The sequence below is a fragment of the Streptomyces sp. WAC 01529 genome (assembly GCF_003945545.1).
GTDB lineage: Bacteria > Actinomycetota > Actinomycetes > Streptomycetales > Streptomycetaceae > Streptomyces > Streptomyces anatolicus.
This window is the reverse complement of the sequence record NZ_CP029617.1, coordinates 3,554,482-3,579,169: the sequence shown is the minus strand read 5'-3', so window position 1 is coordinate 3,579,169 and position 24,688 is coordinate 3,554,482. Positions and strand designations below refer to the sequence as shown.

Here is a 24,688-nt window from a genome sequence, read left to right as displayed (position 1 = left end):
GTGGGCGGCACTAAATTCGGGACATGAGCTACCGCGAGGTCATGTCCGGAGAAGTAGTCCGCTGGGCAACCGTGGCGATCGCCGCGAGAATGCCCGTGGCCGCCGCCCCCCTCGCCCTGGTCTTCCTGACAAGAGAACGCCCCGGCGGCTACGCCCTGGGCGCGGTCCTCGCCGCCGTATACGTGATCGGCGAGATCGTCGGCGCCCCCCTGCTGGGCATGCGCATGCGCCCGGAGCGTGCCCGCCCGCAACTGGCCGCGGGCCTCGCCGTAGGCGCGCTGGCGTTCACGGCACTGGGCCTGCTGCCGGACGCACCCCCCGTGGCCCTCGGCGCCCTCGCCTTCCTCGCGGGAGCCGCCCCCGCCGCCGCCCCCGGCGGCCTCCGCGCGCTGCTGACCGGCGTCGTCCCGGAGAAGGCCGTCGCCCAGGCCCTGTCCGTGGAGTCGATACTGACCTTCGGCATATGGGCGGTCGCGCCCGCCGCCGTGACCGGCCTAGCGCTCGGCGTATCCCCGCCGCTGCCCCTGGTGTTGGCCGGCGTGCTGATGGCCGCCTCCGTGGCGGGGCTGTGGATGCTGCCCGAGGGATGGCGGTCGGACGCGGGCGACCGCGGCGGCGAGTCCATGGCGCGGATCCTGGCCCGCGCCTGGCCGATCTTCGTGACGGGCGCGGCCAGCCTCTCGATGCTCGCCCTCGCCGAACTGGTGCTGCCCGCGCTCCTGGAGCAGCGCGGCATCGGCGTGGGCTGGGCGGGCCCCCTGCTGGCCGGTCTCGCGGTGGGCTCCGCGATCGGGTCGTTCGTCTACGGGCTGCGCACCTGGCCGGGGCGGCTGCGCACGCAGAGCATGGTGCTGATGTTCGCCGTCTCCGGGTGCCTCGCCCTGGTCGCCGTGGTGCCGAGCGTGGCGTGGCTCCTCGCGGTCCTGGGCATGGCGGGCGTACTACAGGCCGGGGCGATGCTCACCCGGAACCTGTCGCTGCGCGAGGTGCTGCCCCCCAGCGCCCTCGCCGCGGGCTACTCGGTGATGTACGCGGCCGTGGGCGCCGGATACGCGGCGAGCGGTTCGCTGGCGGGCGGGCTGCTGAACGTCGTGTCGCCGTCCACGGCGATCCTGGCGGGCGTCGGCCTCGGCGTCCTGCTGACCGTGATCGGCGTCCTGGGCGAGGTGAAGCCACTGACACCGACGGACACGAAAGCGGCCACGGACACGAAAGCGGCCACGGACACCAAAGCGGAAGCGGAAGCGGAAGCGGGCGGTACGGAAGCGAGCGCCGGCTCAGCCGGTGGCGGCGACCGCGCGGAACGTACGCCGGTATGTGGTGGGGGTGACGCCGAGCGCGGCCTGTAGGTGCTGCCGCATCGACTGGGCCGTGCCGAACCCCGCCTCCCGCGCCACCTGGTCGACGGAGAGGTCGCTGGACTCCAGCAAGTGCCGTGCCCGGTCGACGCGTTGCTGCGTGAGCCACTGGCCGGCGCTGACGCCCACCTCCTCGCGGAAGCGGCGCGTGAACGTACGTACGGACATCGCCTCCTGCGCGGCCATGTCGCGCAGTTGCAGCGGCTGGTCGAGGCGGGCGAGCGCCCAGGCCCTCGCCACCCGCGTCGTCGCCAGCTGCGGCTCGGGCACGGGCCGCTGGATGTACTGGGCCTGCCCGCCGTCGCGGTGGGGCGGTACGACGGTGCGGCGGGCCACGTCGTTGGCGACCGCGGTGCCGTGGTCACGGCGTACGAGGTGGACGCAGAGGTCGACGCCCGCGGCCACGCCCGCCGAGGTGAGGACATCGCCGTCGTCGATGAAGAGCACGTCCGCGTCGACCCTGATCCGCGGGAACAGCTCCTGGAAGTGCGCGGCCGATGCCCAGTGCGTGGTCGCCGGGCGGCCGTCGAGCAGGCCCGCGGCGGCCAGGACGTACCCGCCCGTGCAGATCGAGACCATGCGGGTGCCCGGCCTGACGCGGGAGAGCGCGGCGGCCAGTTCGCCGGTGAGCCGCCCCTCCTCGTAGACCGGCCCCAGTTCGTACGACGCGGGGACCACGACCGTGTCCGCGGTGGCCAGCGCCTCGGGGCCGTGTTCGACGAGGATCGCGAAGTCGGCGTCCGAGCGGACCGGTCCCGGCGGCCGCACCGAGCAGGTCACGACCTCGTAGAGCGGGCGGGCCTCCGCGTCGCGGGCGAGGCCGAAGATGCGTTGCGGGATGCCCAGTTCGAAGGGGATCACGCCGTCCAGGGCGAGGACGACGACCCGGTGCCGGGGCGGACTGGGCGACCGGAGTGGCTGGTTCGACCCGGGCGAACGGGGCGGAAGGGCGTCGGGACCCTCGGGATCGGCCATGTCCCGATCCTAGCGAACCATGTCCCCCGGGCCACTCGTTCCGGATGATCCGGGTGCGGATTCTGGATGACGTGACCCAGACAACCGAGCCGCCCGCGCGGACCACCCCCGCACCTCCCCGCCGCACCTCCCGTATCCACCGCGCGTGGTTCGTCGCCGCCGTCACCTTCGTGACGATCATCGGTGCCGCCGCGTTCCGCTCCCTGCCGAGCCTGCTCATCGACCCGCTGCACGACGACTTCGGCTGGTCGCGCGGGACGATCGGGCTCGCGGTCTCCATCAACCTCGCGCTGTACGGGCTCACCGCGCCGTTCGCCGCCGCGCTGATGGACCGCTTCGGTATCCGCAGGGTCGTCGCGGTCGCCCTGATCGTGATCGCCGTCGGGTCCGGCCTCACCGTCTGGATGGACTCGGCCTGGCAGCTGCTGCTGTGCTGGGGGCTGCTCGTCGGGCTCGGCTCCGGTTCGATGGCGCTCGCCTTCGCCGCCACCGTCACCAACCGGTGGTTCACCGAGCGGCGCGGCCTGGTCACCGGCATCCTCACGGCCGCCTCCGCCTCCGGCCAGCTGATCTTCCTGCCGCTGCTCGCCTGGATCGTCGACAATTATCAGTGGCGTCCGGCGGCCGTGACGGTCGCGCTCGCCGCGCTGGTGGTCGTCCCCTTCGTATGGCTGCTGCTGCGCGACCACCCGGCGGACGTCGGCCTGAAGCCGTACGGGGCGAAGGAGTTCGTCGCGAAGCCGCCGCCCGTCAAGGGCGCCGCCCGGCGCACGATGACCGTGCTCTTCAAGGCCGCCCGCACCGGGCCGTTCTGGCTGCTGGCGGGGAGCTTCGCGATCTGCGGGGCCTCCACGAACGGCCTGATCCAGACCCACTTCGTGCCCGCCGCGCACGACCACGGCATGTCCGTCCCGACCGCCGCCTGGCTGCTCGCCGTCATCGGCGTCTTCGACATCGTCGGAACGATCGCCTCCGGCTGGCTCACGGACCGCTTCGAGGCGCGGCGCCTGCTCGCCGTGTACTACGCGCTGCGCGGCGTCTCGCTGCTCTTCCTGCCGATCCTGCTCGCCCCGAACGTCAACCCGCCGATGCTCTTCTTCATCGTCTTCTACGGCCTCGACTGGGTCGCGACCGTCCCGCCGACCCTCGCCCTGTGCCGCGAGCACTACGGCGACGACAGCGCGATCGTCTTCGGCTGGGTGCTGGCCTCGCACCAGGTGGGCGCCGCGATCGTGGCGTTCGCGGGGGGTGTCGTGCGGGACACCTTCGGGTCGTACGACGTGATCTGGTACGCCTCCGGGGCGCTGTGCGCGGCGGCGGCGCTGATGGCGCTGGTGATACGGCGTGGGGCGGCGGACAAGACCCTGGCCGTCAGTGGGTGAGGCGGCCGAACCCGCCCCGGTGGAAGAGGAGCGGCCCGGCGTCCGTGTCGGCGGTGCCGAGCGCGTCCACCCGGCCCACCACGATGAGGTGGTCGCCGCCGGTGTGCACGGCGTGGACCGTGCAGTCGATCCAGGCGGGGGCGCCCGCCAGGCGCGGCGACCCGGAGACCGGCGCCGCGTCGTAGGCCACCCCGGCGAACTTGTCGGCGCCGCTCACCGCGAAGCCCCGGCAGAGTCCGCCCTGGTCGGCGCCGAGGATGTTGACGCAGAAGACGCCCGCGCGTGCGATGCGCGGCCACGTCGTCGACGTACGCGCCACCATGAAGGAGACCAGGGGCGGGTCGAGGGAGAGCGAGGAGAAGGACTGGCAGGCGAAGCCGGCGGGTGCCTCGTCCGGTGTGCGGGGCGGGGCCGTGATGACGGTGACGCCCGTCGCGAAGTTCCCGAGGACGCGCCGGAACTCCGCCGGGTCGAGCGGCGCCCGCTCGTCGTCACCGACCGCCCGCAGCTCGGGGCGGGGCAGTGCTTCGACGGGGCCCGTGGTGGGCGCCCCGACCGACCTGAGGTATCGGACGGCGGTGGCCGCCATCCCTGCGTGTCCCATCACGACGACCATTGAAGCTGACGGCCCGTCAGATGGGAAGGGCGGGACGGAACCCCTCTCGCACCACACGTATCTTCGGGCCTATGAGCTGGGGGAATGCCAGGAAGGCTGGGGTCGGGGCCGGGGCCGGGGCCGGGGTCGGGGGCAGCGGTGGGGCCGCGGAGGGCGGCATACGGTGGCGGGCCGCCGGGGCGGCGAGCGCGGCGCAGCTGCCGGTGGCCGGGATGGTGGCCCTCCTGCTCACGCTCGACGACGACAACTACGGGGCGGGCGGCCCCGCCCTCGGCCTGGCCTGCGCCGTCCTCTTCGCGCCGCTCCTGCTGCCGGTCGTGGGCCTGCTGCACTCCGCCGCCGTCACCCTGCCCGCCGACCGGCTCGGCCGCCTGGCCGCCGCACGCCTCGGCCGCGGTCCGCAGTGGGCCTGGTCGCTCGCCTGCCTGCTGCCGGTCGGCGCCGCGTGGGCGGGCTGCTTCGCCGCGCTGGGCGTCCCCTTCTCGGGGCCCGCGCTGTGGATCGCGGCGAGCGGGGTGCTGCCCGCGCTGAACATCGCGTACTGCCGACGGCGCGCGGAACGCCTCGGCCGCCCCCTGCGCAAGGTGTGGATCCTGTCGGGCCTCGCCTCGCTCGGCGCGTGCGCGCTGCTCTTCGCCACCGCCCTCGTGGGCACGGCGACGGGCCTCATCAAGGAGTACGAGCCGCCGCGACTCTCCGTCGAACAGTTCACCGGCGTGTGGCGGGGGGACGGGGGCGCGTCGCTGCGGCTGTACGGGAGCGGGCGGGCGGTCTTCGACGGGCTTCCCTACGAGGGCGGGACGGGAAGCTCGTACGACACCGAGAGGTTGGCCCGCTGCGACGGCGGAGGCACGTGGACGGTGGGCAGCGCTCCCTACGGCGATCGCCCGGCCGTCGTCCTGGAGGCGGAGGCAGAGGCGGGCGGCTGCGGGGACGGCGACGCACAGGCGTGGACCGTCGGCGGCACGGAGGCGCGTCCGGAACTGTTCGTGCTGCTCGGGCACCCGGATTCGCCGGACATCGTGAGGCTGGCGCGGGACTAGAGGCTGGCGCGGGATTAGCGCGGCTGTTCAGCGGCCCCGGTAGGAGGGGGCGCGGCGCTCCACGAAGGAGGCGACGCCTTCGTTCGCGTCGGCCGTGGTCATGTTGATCTCCTGGGCGTTCGCCTCGGCCGCGAAGGCGGTGGCGCGGTCCGAGTCCAGGGAGGCGTTGACGAGCTGCTTGGTGAGGGCGAGGGCGCGGGTCGGCCCCGCGGCCAAGCGCTCGGCCCACTCCCGTGCCGTCTTCTCCAGCTCGTCGGCCGGTACGACGCGGTTGACGAGACCGAGCCGTTCGGCGTCGGCGGCCGAGACCGAGTCCCCGAAGAACATCAGCTCCTTGGCCCGCTGCGGCCCGACGAGACGCGCCAGCAGATACGCGCCGCCGCCGTCCGGTACGAGGCCGCGGCGCACGAACACCTCGATGAACCTGGCCGGTTCGGCGGCGATCACGAGATCGCAGGCGAACGCGAGGTGGGCCCCGATACCGGCCGCGGTGCCGTTCACGGCGGCGATCACCGGCTTCTCGCAGTCCAGGACGGCGGAGATCAGGCGCTGGGCGCCCTGTCTGATGGTGCGGGCCACGTCACCGGCCACGCGTTCGCCGGTGGCGGGGGCGGGAGCGGTGCGCAGGTCGGCGCCCGCGCAGAAGCCCTTGCCGGTGGCGGTGATCACGACGGCCCGTACGGCGGGGTCGCCGGAGGCCTCGCCGAGCAGTGAGATGAGGCGTTCGCGCTGGTCCCAGGTGACGGCGTTCATGGCGTCGGGGCGGTTGAGCGTGATCCACGAGACGCCGTTGTCAGTGGCGTGAAGTATCAATGAGTCGAGGGGATCGGAAGCTTCGTCGCGGGCCGAGGGGGAGGTCGTCATGGGGTGGCTCCGTTATGTGAGGCGCGGCGCGGGGGTGTGGACGGGAGTGCGGGCGGGGGTGTGGGCGGCACTGACGCGTCGCGTGGTCGCGGGTCCGTCGCGGGGCGGCGCCTCGCGCTCCCCTTCACCGGCAGACGGCGAACGCGTCGAGAGCCACCGCGCCTTGCCCCCGCGGCAGCACCATCAGCGGATTGATGTCCAGCTCCGCGAGCGAACCGCCCAGTTCGAGCGCGAGCCGCTCCACGCGCAGCACGACCTCGACGAGCGCGTCGACATCCGCGGGCGCCGCCCCCCGCACCCCGTCCAGCAGGGCGCGCCCCCGCAGCTCGCGGAGCATCGCCTTCGCCTGGTCCTCCCCGAAGGGCGGCACCCGTACGGCCACGTCCCGAAGGACCTCGACGAGCACGCCGCCGAGCCCGACCGTCACGGTCGGCCCGAAGAGGGGGTCCTGGGCGACGCCGACGACCATCTCGACGCCCCGCTCGACCATCTGGCAGACGAGGACACCGTCCAGCGGCACGTCCTCGTAGCGGGCGATGTCCGTCAGCTCCCGATAGGCGTCCCGCACCTGGCTCGCCGAGGTCAGGCCGATCTTCACCAGGCCCAGCTCGGTCTTGTGCGCGATCCGGGCCCCCGAGGCCTTCATGACCACCGGGTAGCCGACGAGCCCGGCCGCGCGGACGGCCGCCGCCGCGCTGGTCACCAACTGCTCACGCGGTACGCGAATCCCGTACGCGCGCAGCAGCTGTTTCGCCGCGTACTCGCTCAGCTGCTGGCCGGGCGTCATCAGGGCCTGCGCCTTGCGGAAGGAGGGGGAGGGGGTGCGCGGCGCCTCGTCGAAGGGGGATCGGTAGCCGGTGGTGAAGCGGTGGTGGTCCAGATAGGCGCGTACCGCCGTGATGCAGTTGGCGAAGGTGCGGAAGGTGGCGACGCGCGAGGAGCCGAGGAGCGTACGGCGGTAGGCGTCCTCGGTGCCGACGGGCGAGCCCCACACCACGCACACCAGCTTGTCCGTCTCCTCCGCCGCGTCCACGAGGTCCTGCGCGAGCTTGTCGCTCATCGGCGGGAAGGGCCCGGTGATGGGGCAGATGACCACGCCCACCTGCGGATCGTCGAGGATCGCGTCGATGATCCTGCGGCCGCGCCAGTCGCCCACGGGGTGGCCGCCGTTGTCGACGGGGTTGGCGACGTTCAGATACTCCGGTATCCACTGGTGCAGCTCCGCCTGCCTGGCGGCGGAGAGCGTGGGCAGGGTGAGGCCCGCCTCGGTCGCCAGGTCCGCGAAGTGCGCGCCCGTGCCACCCGAGATCGAATACACGGCGACGCCCTCGGCCGACGGCCTGCGGGCCCGGGCCAACAGGGCGGAGGTGGCCTGGAGTTCGTCGAGCCCGTCGACGCGGATCACGCCGAACTGCCGCATCGCCGCGTCCACCACGGCGTCGGCGCCGGTCAGTTTGCCCGTGTGTGAGGCGGCCGTGCGGGCGCCGGCCTCGGTGCGGCCGACCTTGACGGCGACGACGGGCACGCCCTGCCGGGCCGCGCGGTCGGCGGCGAGCAGGAAGGCGCGGCCGTCCTTGAGCCCCTCGACGTAGCAGGCGATGGCGCCGACCTCGGGGCGTTCGGCGAAGTAGGAGATGAAGTCGGAGGTCTCCAGGTCGGCCTCGTTGCCGGTGGGGGCCCAGTGGGAGAGGCGGATGCCGAGTTCCTGGAGGGTGAAGACGGGGCGGCCCTGGTGGCCGGATTGGGTGATCAGCGCGATGGCGGGACCTTCGAGATCGTCGCGGAACTCCTCGAAAGCGTTGAGATTGGTGTTGGGCCCGAGCAGCCTGAGGCCCGAGCCGTGTACGGCGGCGGCGAGGCGGGCCTGGGCGGCGGCGCCCTCCGCGCCGGTCTCGGCGAACCCGGAGGCGAAGGCGACGGCGAAGCGCACCTTCGCCTCGGCGAGCTGCTCGATCACCGGCAGCGGGTCGGCGACCAACAGCACGGCGAGGTCGACCTGTTCGGGCAGGTCGGCGACGGAGGGGGAGCAGGGGATGCCGTGGACGGAGCGACGGGTGGGGTGCACGGGGTGCAGCCGCGCGCCGACCCGCTCGGCCCAGGCGATGAGCTGCCGGGTGATGCCGGCGTTGGGGCGCCCCTCGGCGTCCGAGGCGCCGATCACGGCGACGGACTCGGGGCGGAAGAACCGGTCGAGGTCGGGTACGTCGGCGTGCAGCGGCCGGCCGCTGACGTCCAGGTCGTCCGCGGTGAGGGCGCTGCCGTGGACGGTGGAGGGAGGGAGTTCGCCGCAGGCCACGACATGTGCGCGGCGGGGGTCGGTGGTGAAGGTGCCGTGAGTCGATCCAAGCATCGGTCCGCCCGCTCCTGTGTGACAGCAACTACTGACGCGTAGTCAGTTTACTGAACTGACGGTGCGTCAGGAATGCCCGTGCAGGCAAAGGCTGAGCTCTCGCGGGGCGCGTTGGGCGGGCTGAGGTGTGCCCTCGACCAGGGAAGCGGCGGATCGTCTCGGTGCCAAGCCTCAAACCGGCCGGGGTGGCGGATTCTGCGGTCTTCTGGGTGCGGGGCTGTGGGGGCTGGTCGCGCAGTTCCCCGCGCCCCTGACGGGGCGCCCTCGCGGGGGACTTGGAGAGTCAGGGGGCTATTGCCTTGGCTATTTTCCGGGCGTCCTTGGCCAGTTCGCGGAGCATGCCGCTGATGGGGTTGGTGAAGCCGGTGAAGTACAGGTTCGGGGCCTGTTTCGGGGGGCGGGGGCCGTGTGCGGTGGGAAGGCCGCGCGCGTCGAGGATGCCGAGGTCGCCGACCAGGCCCTCCAGGGCGCGGCGGTAGCCGGTCGCGGCGATGACCGTGTCCGGGGCGATCCGGCTGCCGTCGGCGAGGACGACCTTGCCCTCCTCGAAGGAGTCGACGGCGGCGACCGGTTCGATCCGGCCCTTGCGCACGGCGTCGATCAGGCCCACGTCCTGGACCGGGATCGCACCCTGCCTGGCCCGCGAGTACAGGCCGGTGCGGGGGCGCGGCAGCCCCTTCGCCGAGAGGTCGGGGACGCTGAGCCTGGCGACCGGTACCGCGAGCAGGTCGATCAGGGCGACCGGCAGTCTGCGGCACAGGATGCCGGAGAGCTGCGCGGGCCAACCGGCCGTGGAGCGGCGCACGATGTGCGGGGCGGTGCGGACGGCGAGGCGCACCCGGGCGGCGCCGCCCTCGACCAGGTCGACGGCGATCTCCGCGCCGGTGTTGCCGACGCCGACGACGAGGACGTCCTTGCCCGCGAAGGGGCGGGCGTTGCGGTAGCTGCGGGCGTGGAGGAGTTCGCCGGTGTAGGTGCCGAGGCCGGGCCAGTCGGGGAGGTGGGGCGTGTGGTTGTACCCGGTGGCGATCACCACCGCGCTGCCGGTCAACTCCCTGCCCCCGGTGGCGCGCAGGAGCCAGCCGGTGCCGCCGGGCGCGCGTTCCAGGCTGGTGACCTCGACTCCGGTGACGATGTCGAGGCGGTGGTGTTCGGCGTACTTCTCCAGGTAGCGGATGACGTGGTCGCGTGAGACCCAGCGGCCGAACTTCCGCGGGATGGCGAGGCCCGCCAGGGCGGAGAGGCGGCGCGTGGTGTGCAGGTGGAGACGGTCGTAGTGGCCGCGCCAGGAGGCGCCGACGCGCGCGGACTTCTCCAGGACGACCACGCGGACGCCGCGTGCGCGCAGGGCCGCCGCGGTGGCGAGGCCGCCGGGGCCGGCGCCGACGACGTAGACGGGGTGGGCCTGCTGGGGCGACGGCGGGGCTGTCGAGTCGGCCATAACTGGAGAGTAACCGGCCGCTTACTTGATGGGTATCGGTCAAGTCCGGAACCGGTTGCGAATTGATCACGGGGGTGGGGGTTGCGTGCGGTCCCTTGCGCGGGGGCGGGCGGTGCGCTGAACTGACGTACCGTCAGGAGGGTGTGCTCAGTCGTCCGGTGTTCGGTCGTTCGGGCGCCGGACATGGAGGGGCTGTCTCAGATGAGTACGGACATGTCGGCCGCCGAGGCCCGCTTCGACCTTCCGGAACCCGACGCCTTCACGCGCCCCTACTGGGACGCGGCGGCGGAGGGACGGCTGCTGATCCGCCGCTGCGGGGCGTGCGGGGTGGCGCACCACTATCCGCGTGAGTTCTGCCCGCGGTGCTGGAGCGAGGACGTCACCTGGGAGCGGGCGAGCGGGCGGGCCACGCTCTATACGTGGTCGGTGGTGCACAGGAACGACCTGCCGCCGTTCGGCGGGCGCGTCCCGTACGTGGCCGCGGTCGTCGACCTCACGGAGGGCCCGAGGATGATGACGGAGGTCGTGGACAGCGGGGCCGGTGAACTTCGGATCGGGATGCCACTGGAGGTGGCGTTCAGGGTGGGCGGGGGGTTCGCGGTGCCGGTGTTCCGGCCGGCGTAGGCGCGGGGAACTGCGAGAGCAACCACGATGGACCTGCGGTGGGCGTGCGGCGGTGGGCCCCGTCAGGGGCGCGGGGAACTGCGCGAGCAACCACGACGGACCCGCGGTGGACACGCGGCGGTGGCGCCCCGTCAGGGGCGCGGGGAACTGCGCGACCAGCCCACGCGGGGCCGCACGTGTAATTCCTGCCGATCGCGCGGGTTCGTCGTGGCTTGGCGCGCAGTTCCTCGCGCCCCTGGCGGGGTGTCTCGTGCCGCCTCCTGAGAAGTGCGGGACGCCCGCCGCAGGGCCTGCCCGTCTGCGGGTTCGTCGTGGCTTGGCGCGCAGTTCCCCGCGCCCCTTACGGGGCGCTTCGTGCCCCGCCCCCGCCGGGGTGAAAGCCCCCTAATCGCGTTGAGGACCCCGCGAGGAGCGGGCGACCATGGGTTATGTCCAATGACTCTGAACCCCGCTGGCAGCTGACCCGTGACCTCGGCGCCTTTTTCGGTCGCGCCGACGCCTTCCTGCGTTCCGAACCCGCCCCGCATACCGCCCTCCTCACCGTCACCGACACCCTCCGCACCTCAGGGCTCCACGCGTACGGGGAAGAGGCGCCCCACTTTGGTACCTATGCGGAGGAGGGCGGGCGCGTCCGGGGGGTCTTCCTGCGTACCCCGCCCCACCGGGCGGTCCTCAGCCCGCTCACCCCCGAAGCCGCCGACGCCCTCGCCCGGCGACTCGCCGATGTCACACCGGAGCTGCCCGGCGTCGCCGCCGAGCAGGAGACGGCTGAGGCCTTCGCCCTGGCCTGGGAGAAGCACGCGGGCGCCACCGCCACCCCCGGCTACCGGCAACGGCTCTACCGGCTCGGCACCCTCACCCCGCCCGAGCCCGCCCCGCCGGGCCGCGCCCGCGTCGCCGACGAGGGTGACCGGGAGCTGCTGACGCGCTGGCACCGGGAGTTCGCCGAAGCCGTCGGGGAGCCGCCCGCCATGGACGCGGGCGAGTGGGTGCGCGCCCGGCTCGCCTACGGAGGCATCACCCTCTGGGAGACCCCCGACGGCACGCCCGCCGCCATGGCCGGGGCCACCCGCCGCATCGCCGGGCAGGTCCGCGTCGCCCCCGTCTACACCCCGGCCGGCCTCCGCGGCCGCGGCTACGGCGGTGCCGCCACCGTCGCCGTCACCCGCGCCGCACTGGACGCGGGCGCCGCCGAGGTCCTGCTCTTCACGGACCTCGCCAACCCCACCAGCAACGGCCTCTACCAGCGCATCGGCTACCGCCCCGTCCAGGATTTCACCCAGTACGACTTCACCCCGTACGACTTCAGCCGGAACGGTTTCATCCGCTGAACCAGCGGCCGGCTCAGGGCCAGAGCAGCTCCCGGGTCCAGGCCTCGTCCGTCCGCGCCCTCCGGTACCGCAGCCGCACATGCCGCCGTCGTGCGTCGCCCTGGAAGAACTCCGCCTCCAGCGGCTCCAGCACATAGAGCGTCCAGGTCGGCGCGTCCGCGTCCGGTTCGGCCTCGGCGCGCGCCCAGGCGGCGGTCGAGGCGTCCTCCAACTCCCCGTAAGAGGCCAGGACTTCGCTTTGGCGGCCCACCAGGGCGGCTGCGAGCGCGCCCGTCGACCGTACGTGCAGGTCGGCCAGGGCCTCGGCGTGCGGGGCCGTGGTGACCCTGCCCCGGACACGGATCTGGCGGCCCTGCGTGGGCCAGTAGAAGTGCAGGGCCGCCTCGGGGCGCGCGGCCAGCTGGCGGCCCTTCGTACTGCTCGCGTGCGAGGCGAAGTGCCAGCCCCGCTCGTCCGCGTCGTGCAGCATCACGGTCCGTACGTCGGGTCCGCCGCCCTCGGCGACCGTCGCGAGACCCATGGTGTGCGGTTCGGCCTGCCCGGCGGCCACCGCCTCCGCGAACCACGCGTGGAAGAGGGGCAGCGGGGCGGCGGGCGCCCCGGCCGGATCGAAGCCGGGCAACTCGACGTCCCAGACGCGCTGCGCCCTCAGCAGCTTCTGGAACTCGGACGCGGGGTGCGCGGAGTGACCCTGCGGGGCGGCGGGCCGCGCGGCGGGCCGTGGTGATCCGGAAGTCGTCATACGTCGATTGTGGCGCCGTACGGCACATCGGCGAACGTCAGCCTTCCCTCCCCGGGCCGCCCCGCCACACCGGACCCCCTCACCCCCGGGCCCCCTCACCCCCGCCCCAGCACCACCGTCCCCGACGAGCAGAACCAGCCGCCCGTCCCCGAGGCCACCGCCAGTTCCGGCAGGGTGCCGTCCGGGCGTCTCACCTGGCCCGCGCCCGCCCGGCCCCGCAGCTGGCGCACCGCCTCCACCAGCAGGAACAGGCCCCGCATCCCGGGGTGCTGGGCGGAGAGGCCGCCGCCGTCCGTGTTCGTCGGGAGGTCGCCCGTGCGCAGCAGGCGGCCCTTCTCCACGAACGCGCCGCCCTCGCCCTTTCCGCAGAAGCCCAGGTCCTCCAGCGTCACCAGCGTCATATAGGTGAACGCGTCGTAGATCTGGGCCACGTCCACGTCCTGCGGGCGCACCCCCGCCCGTGCGAAGGCGAGACGGCCGCTCACCGCCGCCGGTGAGACCGTGAAGTCGTCCCACTCCGACATCGTCGTGTGCGAGACGTGCTCGCCCGCGCCGAGCACCCACACCGGCTCCGACGCGCAGTCCGCCACGTACTCCTCCGCCGCGAGCAGTACGGCGCAGCCCCCGTCGGAGCGGATGCAGCAGTGCAGCTTCGTGAACGGGTCCGCGATCATCGGCCCCGCGAGGACCTCGTCCACGGTGATCGGCTCGCGGAACATCGCGTCCGGGTTGGTCGCCGCGTTGGCCCGCGCCTGCACGGCCACCGAGGCGAGCTGCTCCAGCGTCGTGCCGTACTCGTGCATGTGGCGGCGCGCGGCCATCGCGTACTTGGCGATCAGGGAGTGCCCGTAGGGGACCTCGAACTGGAGCGGGCCCCGCGCCCCGAAGGAGAGGTTGGAGGTGCGGCGCCCCGCCTTGATGTCGGCGCGGGCGGTCGAGCCGTAGACGAGGAGTACGGCGTTGGCCCGCCCCGCCGCTATCGCCTCCGCCGCGTGCGCCGCCATGACCTCCCAGGTGGCGCCGCCCACCGAGGTGGAGTCGACCCAGCGGGGCGTCAGGCCGAGGTACTCGGCGACCTCCACGGGCGCCAGCGTGCCGAGCCCCGCCGAGGCGACGCCGTCGATGACGTCCCGGGCGAGCCCGCAGTCGGCGAGCGCGCGGCGGGCCGCCTGGGCGTGCAGGGCGTAGGGCGTGGCCTCCTCGACCCGGCCGCAGTCCGAGAGGGCGACACCGACGACGGCGACCTTGCGGGAAGGGGAACGGGGGGCAGGAGACATGAATCTGACGGTACATCAGGTATTCGCCGGTGGAGTAGGCCGTCCGGGTGTGTGCTCGCTCGGGCGGGATGTCCAGAGGGGGTGTTCGGGCGCGGCGCTCGGGCGCGGTGTTCAGGCGGGACGCTCGGCGGATATCGGAGGCCCGTGACAGGAACCGCCGTGGCGCGTTGGCACTCATGCTCCATGAGGATCCGGGACAGCGCGCACTGGTCGCCCCTCCCCGGCCCCCACGGCACACCGCACGCGTGTGCCGGTTCCCGCTGAGCCGAGAACGAGGAAGTCACGTGCCCCAGTCGACACACAGACGCCTGGCCATGAGCGCCACCCTGATCGCCGCGCTCGCCGGCGTTCTCGCCCCCGCCACCGCCGCCTCCGCGGCACCGGCGGCCCCCACAGCTCCCACTGCTCCCACAGCTCCCACTGCTCCCACAGCCCCCACGGCCCCCTCCGCCCCCGCCCCCGACATGGACGGCGTGACCACCGCCCTGAACGCCGCCATGGCCAACGGCGCTCCCGGCGCCATGGCCCGCTTCACCGGCCCCGAGGGCGTCCGTACGCGCACCGCCGGTGTCCGCGACCGCGTCTCCGGCGAGGCCATGGACACCCGGGCCCGCTTCCGCATCGGCAGCGTCAGCAAGACCTTCTCCAGCGTCGTACTGCTCCAACTGGTCGACGAGGGAAAGCTTGAGCTGGACGCGCCGGTCAACCGCTACCTCCCCGGGCTGCTGCCCGACGACCGCATCACGGTCCGCCACCTGCTCACCCACCGCAGCGGCCTGGCCGACTACACGGAGGCCATGTTCGCCAAGACCGTGCCCGGCTTCGAGGCCGTGCGCAACCGCGTCTTCACCTACCAGGAGCTGGTCGGCCTCTCGCTCGCCGAGCCCCGCACCACCGAGCCCGGGGCGGCCTACAAGTACTCCAACACCAATTTCGTCGTGGTCGGCATGCTCATCGAGAAGGCCGCGGGGACCCCGGTCGCCGAGCAGTACGAGCGGCGCATCATCAAGCCGCTCAAGCTGCGCCACACCTCCTACGTCCACCCGGAGGCCCGGATCAAGGGAACGCACGTACGCGGCTACCTCCACCCCGACGAGGCGGGGGCGCCGCTCGTCGACTCCACGGAGCAGACCGCTTCCTGGGCCCAGACGGCCGGCGCGGTCATCTCCGACCCGGCCGACCTGAACACCTTCACGACCGCGCTGATGCGGGGCAAGCTCCTCTCGCCCCGGATGCTGGACGCCATGACCACGGTCACCCCGACGGACACCACCCAGACCCGCTTCTACGGGCTCGGACTGCGCCGTTACGACCTGTCCTGCGGCACGCAGGTGTACGGCCACACCGGCACCGTGCAGGGCTACTACACGTACGCCTTCGCCACCCGGGACGGCCGCCGCGCGCTCTCCGCCATGGCGAACACCTCGAACAAGGGCGCGGCGAACACGGCGCTCGGCGGCACGCTGGAGGCGGCCTTCTGCGGGAAGAAGCCCGCGCCCGCGACGCCGTCCGCCAAGACGTCGGCCAAGGCGTCGCGCGCGCTCCCCGCCCTGCCGGCGGAGGCCGACCTGCCCGAGCACCGCTGAGGCACCCCTCGGGCCGGGCCCGCTGAGGCGGGTCCCGGCCCGAGGTGGGGGAAGGGCGCGCGGGTGCCGCCGGTTCCGTCGCGCCCGGCCCCTGGGCATCTCCCTGCCGCCGCCCTAACATGACGGCCCGTCAGGTACGGGTCCGGCCGCCGGGCCGCCCCGGGGGAGGAGCCCGCCGATGGACGCCGCCTTCAGCGCGGAGCAGGACGAGATCCGCCGCACCCTTCGCGAACTCATCACCAAACGCTGCGGCCCCGACGAGGTCAAGGCCGCCGTGCGCACCCCCGCCGGCCATGACCCCGCCCTGTGGGCCGCCCTCGCCGAACAGCTCGGCCTGCCCGGCCTCGCCCTCCCCGAGGCCTATGGAGGCGTGGGGTGCACGACCACCGAACTCGCCCTTGGCTGCGAGGAGTTGGGGCGCGCTCTCGCCCCCTCCCCGCTCTTCGCCACCGCCGTCCTCGCCGCCCCGCTGATCCTCGCCCTCGGCACCGAGGAGCAGCGCGCCGCCACCCTGCCCCGGATCGCCGCCGGAGAGCTGACCGCCGCCCTCGCCATACCCGGCACCGGGCTCGCCACCGCCCTCGGTCTCATCGGCGACAACCTCGGGGAGTGGGCGGGCGGCGGGCGCGCGGGCGGCGTGCAGGCCAGGATCCGCGACGGGGTGTGGCGGCTGTACGGGCAGGCCGAGCAGGTGCTCGACGGGCACAGCGCGGGGCTGCTCATCGTCGCCGCGCACGCGGGAGGGTTCGCCCGCTCCCGTACGCTCCTCTTCCTCGTACGCGAGGGGGCGCCCGGCATGGCGCGGGCGCGGCAGACCGCCCTGGACGAGACCCGTGCCCAGGCGCGCGTCGAACTGCGCGAGGTGGAGGCGGAGTTGCTCGGCGCTGACGACGCCGATGTGCCGGGGGCGCTCGCCGCCGTCGGGGAGGTCGCCGCCACGGTCCTGGCCGCCGAGGCCGTCGGGGCCGCCGACCGGGCTCTCGAACGCACCCTCGACCATGTGCGGCAGCGCGAACAGTTCGGACGGCCGATCGGGTCGTTCCAGGCAGTCAAGCACCGGCTGGCCGAGGTCTATGTGCAGGTCCAGGCCGCGCGCTCGGCCGCCTACTACGCGGCGTGGGCCGCGGGGGCCGAGGGGGCGGGGGGCCTCGCGCTGGCGCAGGGCCTCGAAGCGCTGCGGGCGGCCGCGTCCGAGGCCGTGCAGCTGCACGGCGGCATCGGCTTCACCTGGGAACACGAGGCACACCTGTACTTCAAGCGCTCCTCATCCGACGACCTCCTCTTCGGCCCAGCACACCGACTGAGGTCCCGGGCAGCGGGCCAAGCGGGCCTGTTCACGGTGACCCCGTAAGAAGACGGCCGCAAGAGGCGCCCCGTAAGGGGCGCGGGGAACTGCGCGACCAGCCACAATCCCACCCGCGGGAAAGACGGACACCCTCCGCACCCCGGAGACCACAACGGCGGACCACCACAGTGATCCGCCGAAGGGCTGACAGGACTCGGGAAACGGGGGAGCGGTAGCCCGCAGGGCTACTTGGTCGGCTTCTTGCCGGTAACGCCCAAATGCACCAACATCGCCAGATTAGGCTTCAGTTCGGCCTGCTTGACGCCCCACGTCTGGAACCCCCGCTGGTGCGAGGCGACCGCGGCGAGCATCGCGACCAGGGAGCCCGCCATGGCCGCGGGACTGACGTCCTTGTCGACCTTGCCCTTGGACTGAAGCTCCTTGACGGTGTCCGTAAGGGAGTTGTTGACCGAGTTGAGGATCTTCATCCGGATCTTGTAGAAGCGCTTGTCGCCCTCGGCGGCACCGAGGTCGACGACCCGGAGGATCGCGTCGTTCTTGCGCCAGAAGTCCAGGAATCCCTCGACGAGATCCTGGGAGGTCTGCCAGCCCGCCTTGCCGACCCAGGTGCGCCCGTCGAGCACCTGGGTCAACTCCGCGCCCTCCGCGGCCATTTGCTCCGCGATCTCCAGGACGGCGCCCTCGACGTCCGGGAAGTACTGGTAGAAGGTCGCGGGTGAAGTCCCCGCCTTCCGGGCGACGTCGATGACTTTGACGTCCCGGTAGGGCGAGGAGCTGAGCATCTCGCTGAGGCAGTCGAGCAGCTTCTGACGCGTCGCCTGACCGCGTCGGCCGGCCACGCGGCCGTCGACGGTACGTACCTGTCCTGTCATGCCGTCAGCTTACCGAGGGGTGATCGGAGCGCGATTCGGCCGAGTGCAAATGGGGTTGGGGCGCGTGAGAGCGGCCCACGGCTCACTCCGTAACAATTGACCAAATGTTCGAATCCATGCGCTGCGGGCCCCGGGGCGGGCCGCTAGCTTGGCTGGCATGGACTACGCAGAACAGGACACAGCGGGCGGCTACGCGGAGGGCGTGCCCTGCTGGGCCGACGCGATGCTCCCGGACGTCGAGGGCGGCAAGCGGTTCTACGGCGAGCTGTTCGGGTGGACCTTCGGCGAGGACCCCGGCCCGGAGTACGGGCACTACGCCCAGGCCTACAGCGATGGCCTGGCCGTCGCCGCGCTCGCGCCCAAGGCCGACGGCCGTATGCCCACCGTGTGGACCGTCTACCTCGCCACCCCCGACGCGGCGGCGCTCGCCGGACGGGTGAGGCGGGCGGGCGGCTCCATGGTCAGGGAGGCCATGCCCGTCGGGCCCTTCGGCACCATGGGTCTCGCCGCCGACCCCGAGGGCGCCGTCTTCGGGCTCTGGCAGGGCGGCACCCACCCGGGCTTCGGCAAGATCCGGCGGCCGGGGTCGTACTGCTGGAGCGAGGTGTACTCGCGGGACAAGACCCTCGTCGACCCCTTCTACGAGAACCTCTTCGGCTACGGCACCCTCGACCTCGACCTCGGCGGCATCGACTTCCGCACCTGGTCGCCCCCCGGGGCCCCGGCCGGGCCCGACACGGCGGTCGGCGGGCGCAGCGTGATGTCCCCCGCCACCGACGGGTACAGCAGGCCCGAGACGCATCCGCACTTCCTCGTCTACTTCAATGTCACCGACGCGGACGCGACGGCCGCCGCGGTCGTCCGGCTCGGGGGGCGGGTGCAGCTGGCGCCCCATGACATCCCGTACGGACGCGTCGCCGTACTCAGGGACAACCAGGGGGCGACCTTCGCGGTCCTCCAGGACTGACGCGGTCCTCCAGGACTGAAGCGCGGTCCTCCAGGACGGAAAGCGTGGGTTTTTGTCCCGCCAAACCCCGAGAAACCCCGAGACACCCCGAGACACCCCGATCCCGCCCCGGGTTCGCCACGGCCGCCTCGGACAGGAAGAATCAGGGTGCGTGCCGCCGTAGCGGCTCGGGTGGTGAGACGCTGCACGGGGCTGTCTTCTTCGGCGGCCGCGTACGGGGAGGTGGCAGGGCAAGTGGTGGATCAGCTGACGCAGCACGATCCGAGGCGGATCGGCCCGTTCGAGGTCCTCGGCAGGCTGGGCGCCGGTGGCATGGGTCTGGTCTATCTCGCGCGCTCCGCGTCGGGGCGGCGCGTGGCGATCAAGACGGTGCGGACCGAGCTCGCCGAGGACCAGCTGTTCCGCGTCCGCTTCACGCGCGAGGTCGAGGCCGCGCGTGCCGTCTCCGGCTTCTACACGGCCGCCGTGGTGGACGCCGACCCGCGGGCCGCCGTGCCCTGGCTCGCCACCGCGTACGTCCCCGCCCCCTCGCTCGAAGAAATAGTGAATGAGCACGGGCCGCTGCCCACCCAGGCCGTGCGCTGGCTCGCGGCCGGGGTGGCCGAGGCCCTGGAGTCCATCCACGGCGCGGGCCTCGTCCACCGCGACCTCAAGCCGTCGAACGTCCTCGTCGTCGAGGACGGGCCCCGCGTCATCGACTTCGGCATCGCGTCCGGCGTCTCCAACACGCGGCTGACCATGACGAACGTCGCCGTCGGCACCCCCGCGTACATGTCACCCGAACAGGCCAAGGACTCCCGCAGCGTGACCGGCGCGAGCGATGTCTTCTCGCTGGGCTCCACGCTCGTCTTCGCCGCCACCGGCCACGCCCCCTTCCACGGCGCCAACCCCGTCGAGACCGTCTTCATGCTGCTCAGGGAGGGCCCCGACCTCGAAGGGCTGCCCGACGAGCTGCGGCCCCTCATCGAGTCCTGCATGCAGATGGAGGCCGCGCGGCGGCCCAGCCCCGCCGACCTCCAGGCGCAGCTCGCCCCGCACCTCTTCGCCTCCGAGAGCGCCGACAACGACGACAGCGGCACGGCGTCCGCCTGGCTGCCCGAGCGGGCCGTCGCGCTCATCGAGGCCCGCAGGGGCGGCCGGCCCCCGGCCCGGGTCCCGGCCACCGCCGGACGCAGCGGCGGCGGCCGGGGTGCCGCCCCCGCCCCTGCCCCAGCGCCTGTCCCCGTCACCGCGCCGCCGCCCCCGCAGCAGCCGCCGCCCGCGCCGCCGTCGAGGCCGCCCTTCGCGGCCACGCCCGACTCCGGGCCCGTGCGGCTGGCCGGGGCCAAGGTGCCGATCGGGCCGGGGCCCCGGGTGGCCGACTCCCGCGCCTCCGCCGCGCCCGTCGCCCCCGGGCTCGCCGCGTCCTGGTCGCGCTCCTCGTCCCCCAAGGCCAACGGCGTCGCCCCGGCCGCGCCCGCCGTGCCGCCGCCCGCGGTCGCGCCCGACGCGGGCGCCAAGAGCTGGCGGCCGTGGCGGTTCCGGATGTCCAACGACGTATGGGGCACGCCCGCCGTGGCCGGGAACCTCGTCTACGTCACCTCCTTCGAGGTCCACGCCCTGGACGTCGGCACGGGCCGCCGCAGCTTCAAGACGCGGGACGTCGCCTGGTCCATGGCGGTGGCCGACGGACGCATCCACGCCTCCGACGGCCCCACGCTCTACGCCCTCGACGGCGCCGACGGCTCCGACCTGTGGCGGCTGCCGACCGACGCCTGGGTGTACTCCCTCCAGGCCGCCCGTGGCACGGTCGTCACCGGCACGCGCGGCGGCGGCGTCCAGGCCTGGGAGGCCGCCAACGGCGAGAAGCTCTGGGAGATCACCGGCGCGCAGACCGACTTCGAGACGCCGGAGGCCGGTCCTGTCGTCTTCGACGGCACGGTCTACGTCTGGAAGGACGCGAGGCTGCGGGCCCTTGAGGCCCGCACGGGCGAGGAGCGCTGGTCCTACCCGGTGGGCGACGCGGCCTCCTGCGGGGGCGTGCCGGTCCGGCTCACCCAGGCGCAGGACGGCTATGTGTACGTCTCGGCCGGCAGCCGCGTCCTCGCCATCGACGTCGCCGCCGGGCACGTCCGCTGGCACTTCGAGGCGCCCGCCGCCTTCCTCTGCCCGCCCGCCTTCGCGCCGGGGCCCGCCGTGACGGGCGGCGGTGTGTACCTGGCCGACTACCTCGGCACGGTCTACGCGCTCGACGCCACGGACGGCCGCGACCGCTGGCGCATCGCCACGGAGTCCCGCTCCTCCATCGAGCCCGTCCTCGTCGCGGACGGCCACGTCCACGTGGGCAGCGGCAAGGGCCTCTACACCCTCGACGCCGTGACCGGCACCCCCAAGTGGCGCTTCCAGGCGGGCGGCGAGGTCGTGGGCGCGCCCGTCGTCGCCGACCGCCGCATCCACTTCGGCTCCACGGACCACCTGCTGTACACGCTGAAGGCGGACGACGGCAGGCTGCGCTGGAAGCTGGCCACCGGCGGCGAGATCACCGGGGCGCCCGTGGTGCGGGACGGCGTGGTGTACGCGTGCAGCAAGGACCGGTGTGTGTACGCGCTGGACGCCGAGCGGGGGACGGGGACGTCGCCCCGGCCCTAGCCCCGGCAGCCCCTAGTTCCCGGGGCCCCGGCCCCAGTGGGGCGGGCCCTGCGGAGGGCCCTGCTGGGGCGGGTCCTGCGGGGGCGGCGGCCCTTGCAGCGGCCCGGGGTGGGCCGAGGGGTCGCTCTGCCAGCTGTCGGGGGGCGGGTCCTGGTACCCGGGGTGGGGTGTGTCCTGGTACCCGGGATGCGTCGTGTCCTGGTACTCCGAGTCGGCGGTGGCCCGGCGCCGGCCGAACCGCCGACCACCGTTCTCGTGGCGGTCGGACCTCCGGCGAGCGCCCCCGCGGCGGCCCGCCATCAGCGCCGCCGCGAGCAGCAGCAGGATTCCGCCGCCGAGCGCGGCGAGCACGCCGAGGCCGAGGCCCGAACCGCCGCCGGACACGGTCAGGCTGCCCTCCGCCTGCCCCTGCCGCACCATCCACAGCACCGCGAAGCCGAGCACGACGACGCCCGCGAGCAGCACGAGCAGCCGGGACCGCAGCAGGAGGCCGACCAGCGTGAGCAGCGCCGCGAAGGCGAAGGGGAGGAAGAGCGAGCCGAAGAGTTCCGCGTCGGCGCCGGTCACCCCGCCCCCGGAGAAGAGTTCGTCGAGGCGGAAGCGGCGCCCGAGACGGCCGTCGTACCAGGCTCGGAAGGGGCTCCATACGGCGGCCGTCGCTCCGATGAGAGCGAGGACCGTCCCGAGGACGTTGCGGACCATGACGGGCCTCCTCGTACGTCACCACGCGCCGCGCCCCGCGTGACCACGTGAAGCGCCGCGCGCACCCGTACGCGTCTCTCAAGAGGGACGCTACGCCGGGTCGGGGCCCTCTGCCACGCGGGTGGTCACCGCACCCGGAAGCCGCCGCCGCGACGGGCCCCGAACAGCTCCGCCTGGCGCTCCGGAGGCAGGTTCCCCAGGGCGATCAGGTGCGGGGCGTGCGCCAGCGCCTGGGCGCGGGCCGCCTCCTTCGCCGACCAGAGCGAGCGGACCGTGCCCTGGACCGCCTCCGTGGGATACGAGGCGATGACCTCGGCGGCGCGCACGGCCGCCGCCCGCGCCCCGCCCGGCGGGGTCAGCTCGGAGACCAGGCCCGTCTCGTAGGCCCGGCGCGCGGAGACCCGTTCGGCCGTGCCCATCAGGGACATCCTGGCGACCTCGCCGAACGGCATGCGCTGCGCCATGTGGATCGACTCGTACGCGCTGACCATGCCGTACGTCGTGTGCGGATCGAAGAACGTGGCGTGCTCGTCGGCGACGACGAACTCCGCCTCGCCGAGCAGATAGAACGCGCCGCCGCACGCCATGCCGTTGACGGCGGCGATCACCGGCTTCCAGAGGTCGTTCGCCTTCGGGCCGATCGTCAGGAGCGGGTCGTCGATCGTGTAGGGGGAGCTGGGCTGCGGCACCTTCGCGGAGCGGTCGATGCCCGTGCAGAACGCCTTGTCGCCCGCGCCGGTCACGACGATCGCGCGTACGGAGTCGTCGTAACGCAACTCCCGCCAGGCGGCCGCCAGTTCGGAGGCGGTCTCCAGGTCGATGGCGTTGTGCCGCGCCGGGCGGTCGAGGGTGAGGACCGCCACGCCCGTGCCCTTGTCGGTGGCGGTGCGCAGGGCGCCCGCCGCCGCGTCCCGCGCGGTCACGGGCGCTCCAGGATCCAGCGCGGGACCGTGATGCCGTCCAGGTCCGCGAAGACGACCTGCACCCTCGCGCCGATCCGCAGGCGCGCCGGGTCGACGGAGTTCAGCGGGGCGTCGGGGGACGCGACGAGGTTGCCGACCAGGCGGATGCGGGGGGCGTCGGCGAGTTCGACGACGATCGCGTTGTACGGGGCGTGGGCGGCGTAGGCCGGGAGCAGGGGTGGGTGGGGGACGACGTACGACCAGATGCGGCCTCGGCCGCTCGTCTTCTGCCACCGGGTGGCGAAGGACTGGCAGTGGGGGCAGCAGGGTCTGGGCGGGAAGCGGGGCTCTCCGCAGGTGGGTTCGGCGCAGGTCTGTATGCGGAGTTCGCCTCGGGCGGCGTACGTCCAGAAAGGGGTGCCGTCCTCGTCCACGGTGGGCATGAGCAGGGGCTCGGCCGTTTTTTTCGCGTCTGCCATGTGGGGTTCCTTTGTGGGTGCGGGTTGGGTGTGGTTGCTCGCGCAGTTCCCCGCGCCCCTGACGGGGCACTTCAAGCCCTGAGCAGCAGCGCTGATGTCGGGACGCCCTCGCCCGCTGTCACCAGGCACGTCGACGCGTTCGGGACCTGGGCCGTGGAGGTTCCCCGCAGTTGCTTCACGCCCTCGTTGATGAGGTTGAAGCCGTGGACGTAGGCCTCGCTGAGGCCGCCGCCGCCCGTGTTGAGGGGCAGGCGGCCGCCGCTCTCCAGGGCGCCGCCCTCGGTGAACGCGCCGCCCTCGCCGCGGCCGCAGAAGCCGTAGCCCTCCAGGGAGAGCGGGATGAGCGGGGTGAACGCGTCGTAGATCTGGGCCACGTCCACGTCCTCGGGCCCGAAGTCGGCCTGCTTCCAGAGGTGGCGCGCCGCCGTCCAGGCCGGGCCGGAGAGCGGGTCGTCGTTCCAGTAGTTGACCATGCCGTGGTGCTGCGCGGGCAGGCCCTGCGCGGCGGAGTGGACGTACACCGGTTTCGTACGGCAGTCGCGGGCCCGCTCGGCCGACACCACCACGCACGCCAACGCCCCGTCCGTCTCCAGGCAGTTGTCGAAGAGGCAGAGCGGCTCGCTGATCCAGCGCGAGGTCATATACATGTCGCGGGTCAGCGGACGCTCGTACATCATCGCGGCCGGGTTCTGGTTGGCGCGGTTGCGGCAGGCGAGGGCGACGTTGAAGAGGTGGTCGCGGGTGGTGCCGTACTCGTGCATGTGGCGGCGGGCGAGCATCGCGATCTCGTCGACCGGGCGGAGCAGCCCGAAGGGGCGCGTCCACTGGGCGGGCGTGGGGAGTTGGACGGCGGTGTTCTTCCAGGGGCGGGGGCCGCTGCCGCGCTTGCGGGAGCGCCAGGCGACGCCGACGCTCGCCTGGCCGGTGGCGATCGCGGAGGCGAGGTGCGCGACGGTGGCGCAGGAACCGCCGCCGCCGTAGCCGACCTTGCTGAAGAAGGTGACGTCGCCCGCGCCGATGGCCTTGGCGACCTCGACCTCGTCGGTCTCCTCCATCGTGTACGAGGCGAAGGCGTCCACCTCGGAAGGCGCGATGCCCGCGTCGGCGAGCGCGGCGAGGATGGCGCGGCAGGCCAACGCCTTTTCACTGTCGCCGAGTTGCTTCGCGAAGGGGGTCTGTCCTATCCCCGCTATCGCTGTAGCGTCCTTGAGTGAGGGCATGGGCGGCGGCACCTCCGCGCGAC

21 protein-coding genes are annotated in these 24,688 nt (G+C 73.4%); 9 read left to right on the top strand and 12 right to left on the bottom strand.

What is annotated here, in order from left to right:
* The first annotated feature begins 23 nt into the window (after positions 1–23).
* Positions 24–1,349, top strand: coding sequence for an MFS transporter (locus tag DMA15_RS15895; protein ID WP_240659819.1), 1,326 nt, complete (start codon positions 24–26; stop codon positions 1,347–1,349).
* Here the strand turns inward: DMA15_RS15895 and DMA15_RS15890 are convergent.
* Positions 1,278–2,333, bottom strand: coding sequence for a helix-turn-helix domain-containing protein (locus tag DMA15_RS15890; protein WP_125513406.1), 1,056 nt, complete (start codon positions 2,331–2,333; stop codon positions 1,278–1,280). The two genes, DMA15_RS15895 and DMA15_RS15890, sit on opposite strands and share 72 nt — an antisense overlap.
* A 44-nt stretch (positions 2,334–2,377) precedes the next feature.
* On the opposite strand from DMA15_RS15890, the gene DMA15_RS15885 reads away from it, so the two are divergent.
* On the top strand, positions 2,378–3,715 hold the full coding sequence (locus DMA15_RS15885) for an MFS transporter (RefSeq protein WP_125513405.1): 1,338 nt from the start codon (positions 2,378–2,380) through the stop codon (positions 3,713–3,715).
* Here the strand turns inward: DMA15_RS15885 and DMA15_RS15880 are convergent.
* On the bottom strand, positions 3,705–4,319 hold the full coding sequence (locus DMA15_RS15880; protein ID WP_240660217.1) for a flavin reductase family protein: 615 nt from the start codon (positions 4,317–4,319) through the stop codon (positions 3,705–3,707). The two genes, DMA15_RS15885 and DMA15_RS15880, sit on opposite strands and share 11 nt — an antisense overlap.
* A gap of 83 nt (positions 4,320–4,402) precedes the next feature.
* Here DMA15_RS15880 and DMA15_RS15875 point away from each other — a divergent pair, with 83 nt between their 5' ends.
* Positions 4,403–5,374, top strand: a complete 972-nt coding sequence (locus DMA15_RS15875) for a hypothetical protein (protein WP_125513404.1) — start codon at positions 4,403–4,405, stop codon at positions 5,372–5,374.
* A gap of 27 nt (positions 5,375–5,401) precedes the next feature.
* Here DMA15_RS15875 and DMA15_RS15870 read toward each other — a convergent pair whose 3' ends face one another.
* The 3 genes from DMA15_RS15870 to DMA15_RS15860 form a co-directional block, all read right to left on the bottom strand.
* Positions 5,402–6,238: an enoyl-CoA hydratase-related protein gene (locus DMA15_RS15870; RefSeq protein ID WP_125513403.1), complete on the bottom strand. Its 837-nt coding sequence runs from the start codon at positions 6,236–6,238 to the stop codon at positions 5,402–5,404.
* A gap of 124 nt (positions 6,239–6,362) precedes the next feature.
* Positions 6,363–8,588, bottom strand: coding sequence for an acetate--CoA ligase family protein (locus tag DMA15_RS15865; protein WP_125513402.1), 2,226 nt, complete (start codon positions 8,586–8,588; stop codon positions 6,363–6,365).
* Between the two features lie 283 nt (positions 8,589–8,871).
* On the bottom strand, positions 8,872–10,029 hold the full coding sequence (locus DMA15_RS15860; RefSeq protein ID WP_125513401.1) for an NAD(P)/FAD-dependent oxidoreductase: 1,158 nt from the start codon (positions 10,027–10,029) through the stop codon (positions 8,872–8,874).
* Between the two features lie 201 nt (positions 10,030–10,230).
* Here DMA15_RS15860 and DMA15_RS15855 point away from each other — a divergent pair, with 201 nt between their 5' ends.
* Both DMA15_RS15855 and DMA15_RS15850 read left to right on the top strand, forming a co-directional pair.
* The gene (locus tag DMA15_RS15855; RefSeq protein WP_125513400.1) at positions 10,231–10,653 is read left to right on the top strand and encodes a Zn-ribbon domain-containing OB-fold protein; all 423 of its coding nucleotides are present in this window, start codon (positions 10,231–10,233) and stop codon (positions 10,651–10,653) included.
* 428 nt (positions 10,654–11,081) lie between these two features.
* Positions 11,082–11,984, top strand: a complete 903-nt coding sequence (locus DMA15_RS15850) for a GNAT family N-acetyltransferase (protein ID WP_125513399.1) — start codon at positions 11,082–11,084, stop codon at positions 11,982–11,984.
* Positions 11,985–11,997: 13 nt separating this feature from the next.
* On the opposite strand, the gene DMA15_RS15845 is transcribed toward DMA15_RS15850, so the two are convergent.
* Both DMA15_RS15845 and DMA15_RS15840 read right to left on the bottom strand, forming a co-directional pair.
* Positions 11,998–12,726 (bottom strand): pyridoxal 5'-phosphate synthase, encoded by a 729-nt coding sequence (locus DMA15_RS15845; RefSeq protein ID WP_125513398.1) that lies wholly within the window; start codon positions 12,724–12,726, stop codon positions 11,998–12,000.
* A 95-nt stretch (positions 12,727–12,821) separates the two neighbouring features.
* A complete protein-coding gene (locus DMA15_RS15840; RefSeq protein ID WP_125513397.1) occupies positions 12,822–14,003 on the bottom strand; it encodes an acetyl-CoA acetyltransferase in 1,182 nt (393 codons plus the stop codon).
* A 284-nt stretch (positions 14,004–14,287) separates the two neighbouring features.
* Here DMA15_RS15840 and DMA15_RS15835 point away from each other — a divergent pair, with 284 nt between their 5' ends.
* Both DMA15_RS15835 and DMA15_RS15830 read left to right on the top strand, forming a co-directional pair.
* Positions 14,288–15,589: a beta-lactamase family protein gene (locus DMA15_RS15835; protein ID WP_240659818.1), complete on the top strand. Its 1,302-nt coding sequence runs from the start codon at positions 14,288–14,290 to the stop codon at positions 15,587–15,589.
* Positions 15,590–15,767: 178 nt separating this feature from the next.
* Positions 15,768–16,940: an acyl-CoA dehydrogenase family protein gene (locus DMA15_RS15830; protein WP_125513396.1), complete on the top strand. Its 1,173-nt coding sequence runs from the start codon at positions 15,768–15,770 to the stop codon at positions 16,938–16,940.
* Between the two features lie 179 nt (positions 16,941–17,119).
* Here DMA15_RS15830 and DMA15_RS15825 read toward each other — a convergent pair whose 3' ends face one another.
* Positions 17,120–17,767 (bottom strand): TetR family transcriptional regulator, encoded by a 648-nt coding sequence (locus tag DMA15_RS15825; protein WP_125513395.1) that lies wholly within the window; start codon positions 17,765–17,767, stop codon positions 17,120–17,122.
* Positions 17,768–17,924: 157 nt separating this feature from the next.
* On the opposite strand from DMA15_RS15825, the gene DMA15_RS15820 reads away from it, so the two are divergent.
* Positions 17,925–18,734, top strand: coding sequence for a VOC family protein (locus DMA15_RS15820; protein ID WP_125513394.1), 810 nt, complete (start codon positions 17,925–17,927; stop codon positions 18,732–18,734).
* A gap of 234 nt (positions 18,735–18,968) precedes the next feature.
* Positions 18,969–21,362, top strand: a complete 2,394-nt coding sequence (locus DMA15_RS15815) for a serine/threonine-protein kinase (RefSeq protein WP_125513393.1) — start codon at positions 18,969–18,971, stop codon at positions 21,360–21,362.
* Positions 21,363–21,374: 12 nt separating this feature from the next.
* Here the strand turns inward: DMA15_RS15815 and DMA15_RS15810 are convergent, their stop codons facing one another.
* The 4 genes from DMA15_RS15810 to DMA15_RS15795 form a co-directional block, all read right to left on the bottom strand.
* The gene (locus tag DMA15_RS15810) at positions 21,375–22,064 is read right to left on the bottom strand and encodes a hypothetical protein (protein WP_125513392.1); all 690 of its coding nucleotides are present in this window, start codon (positions 22,062–22,064) and stop codon (positions 21,375–21,377) included.
* Between the two features lie 125 nt (positions 22,065–22,189).
* Positions 22,190–22,987, bottom strand: coding sequence for an enoyl-CoA hydratase/isomerase family protein (locus tag DMA15_RS15805; RefSeq protein ID WP_240659817.1), 798 nt, complete (start codon positions 22,985–22,987; stop codon positions 22,190–22,192).
* On the bottom strand, positions 22,984–23,445 hold the full coding sequence (locus DMA15_RS15800) for an OB-fold domain-containing protein (RefSeq protein ID WP_125513391.1): 462 nt from the start codon (positions 23,443–23,445) through the stop codon (positions 22,984–22,986). The genes DMA15_RS15805 and DMA15_RS15800 overlap by 4 nt, the downstream gene beginning before the upstream one ends.
* 71 nt (positions 23,446–23,516) lie before the next feature.
* A complete protein-coding gene (locus tag DMA15_RS15795; protein ID WP_125513390.1) occupies positions 23,517–24,665 on the bottom strand; it encodes a lipid-transfer protein in 1,149 nt (382 codons plus the stop codon).
* Between the last annotated feature and the right edge of the window lie 23 nt (positions 24,666–24,688).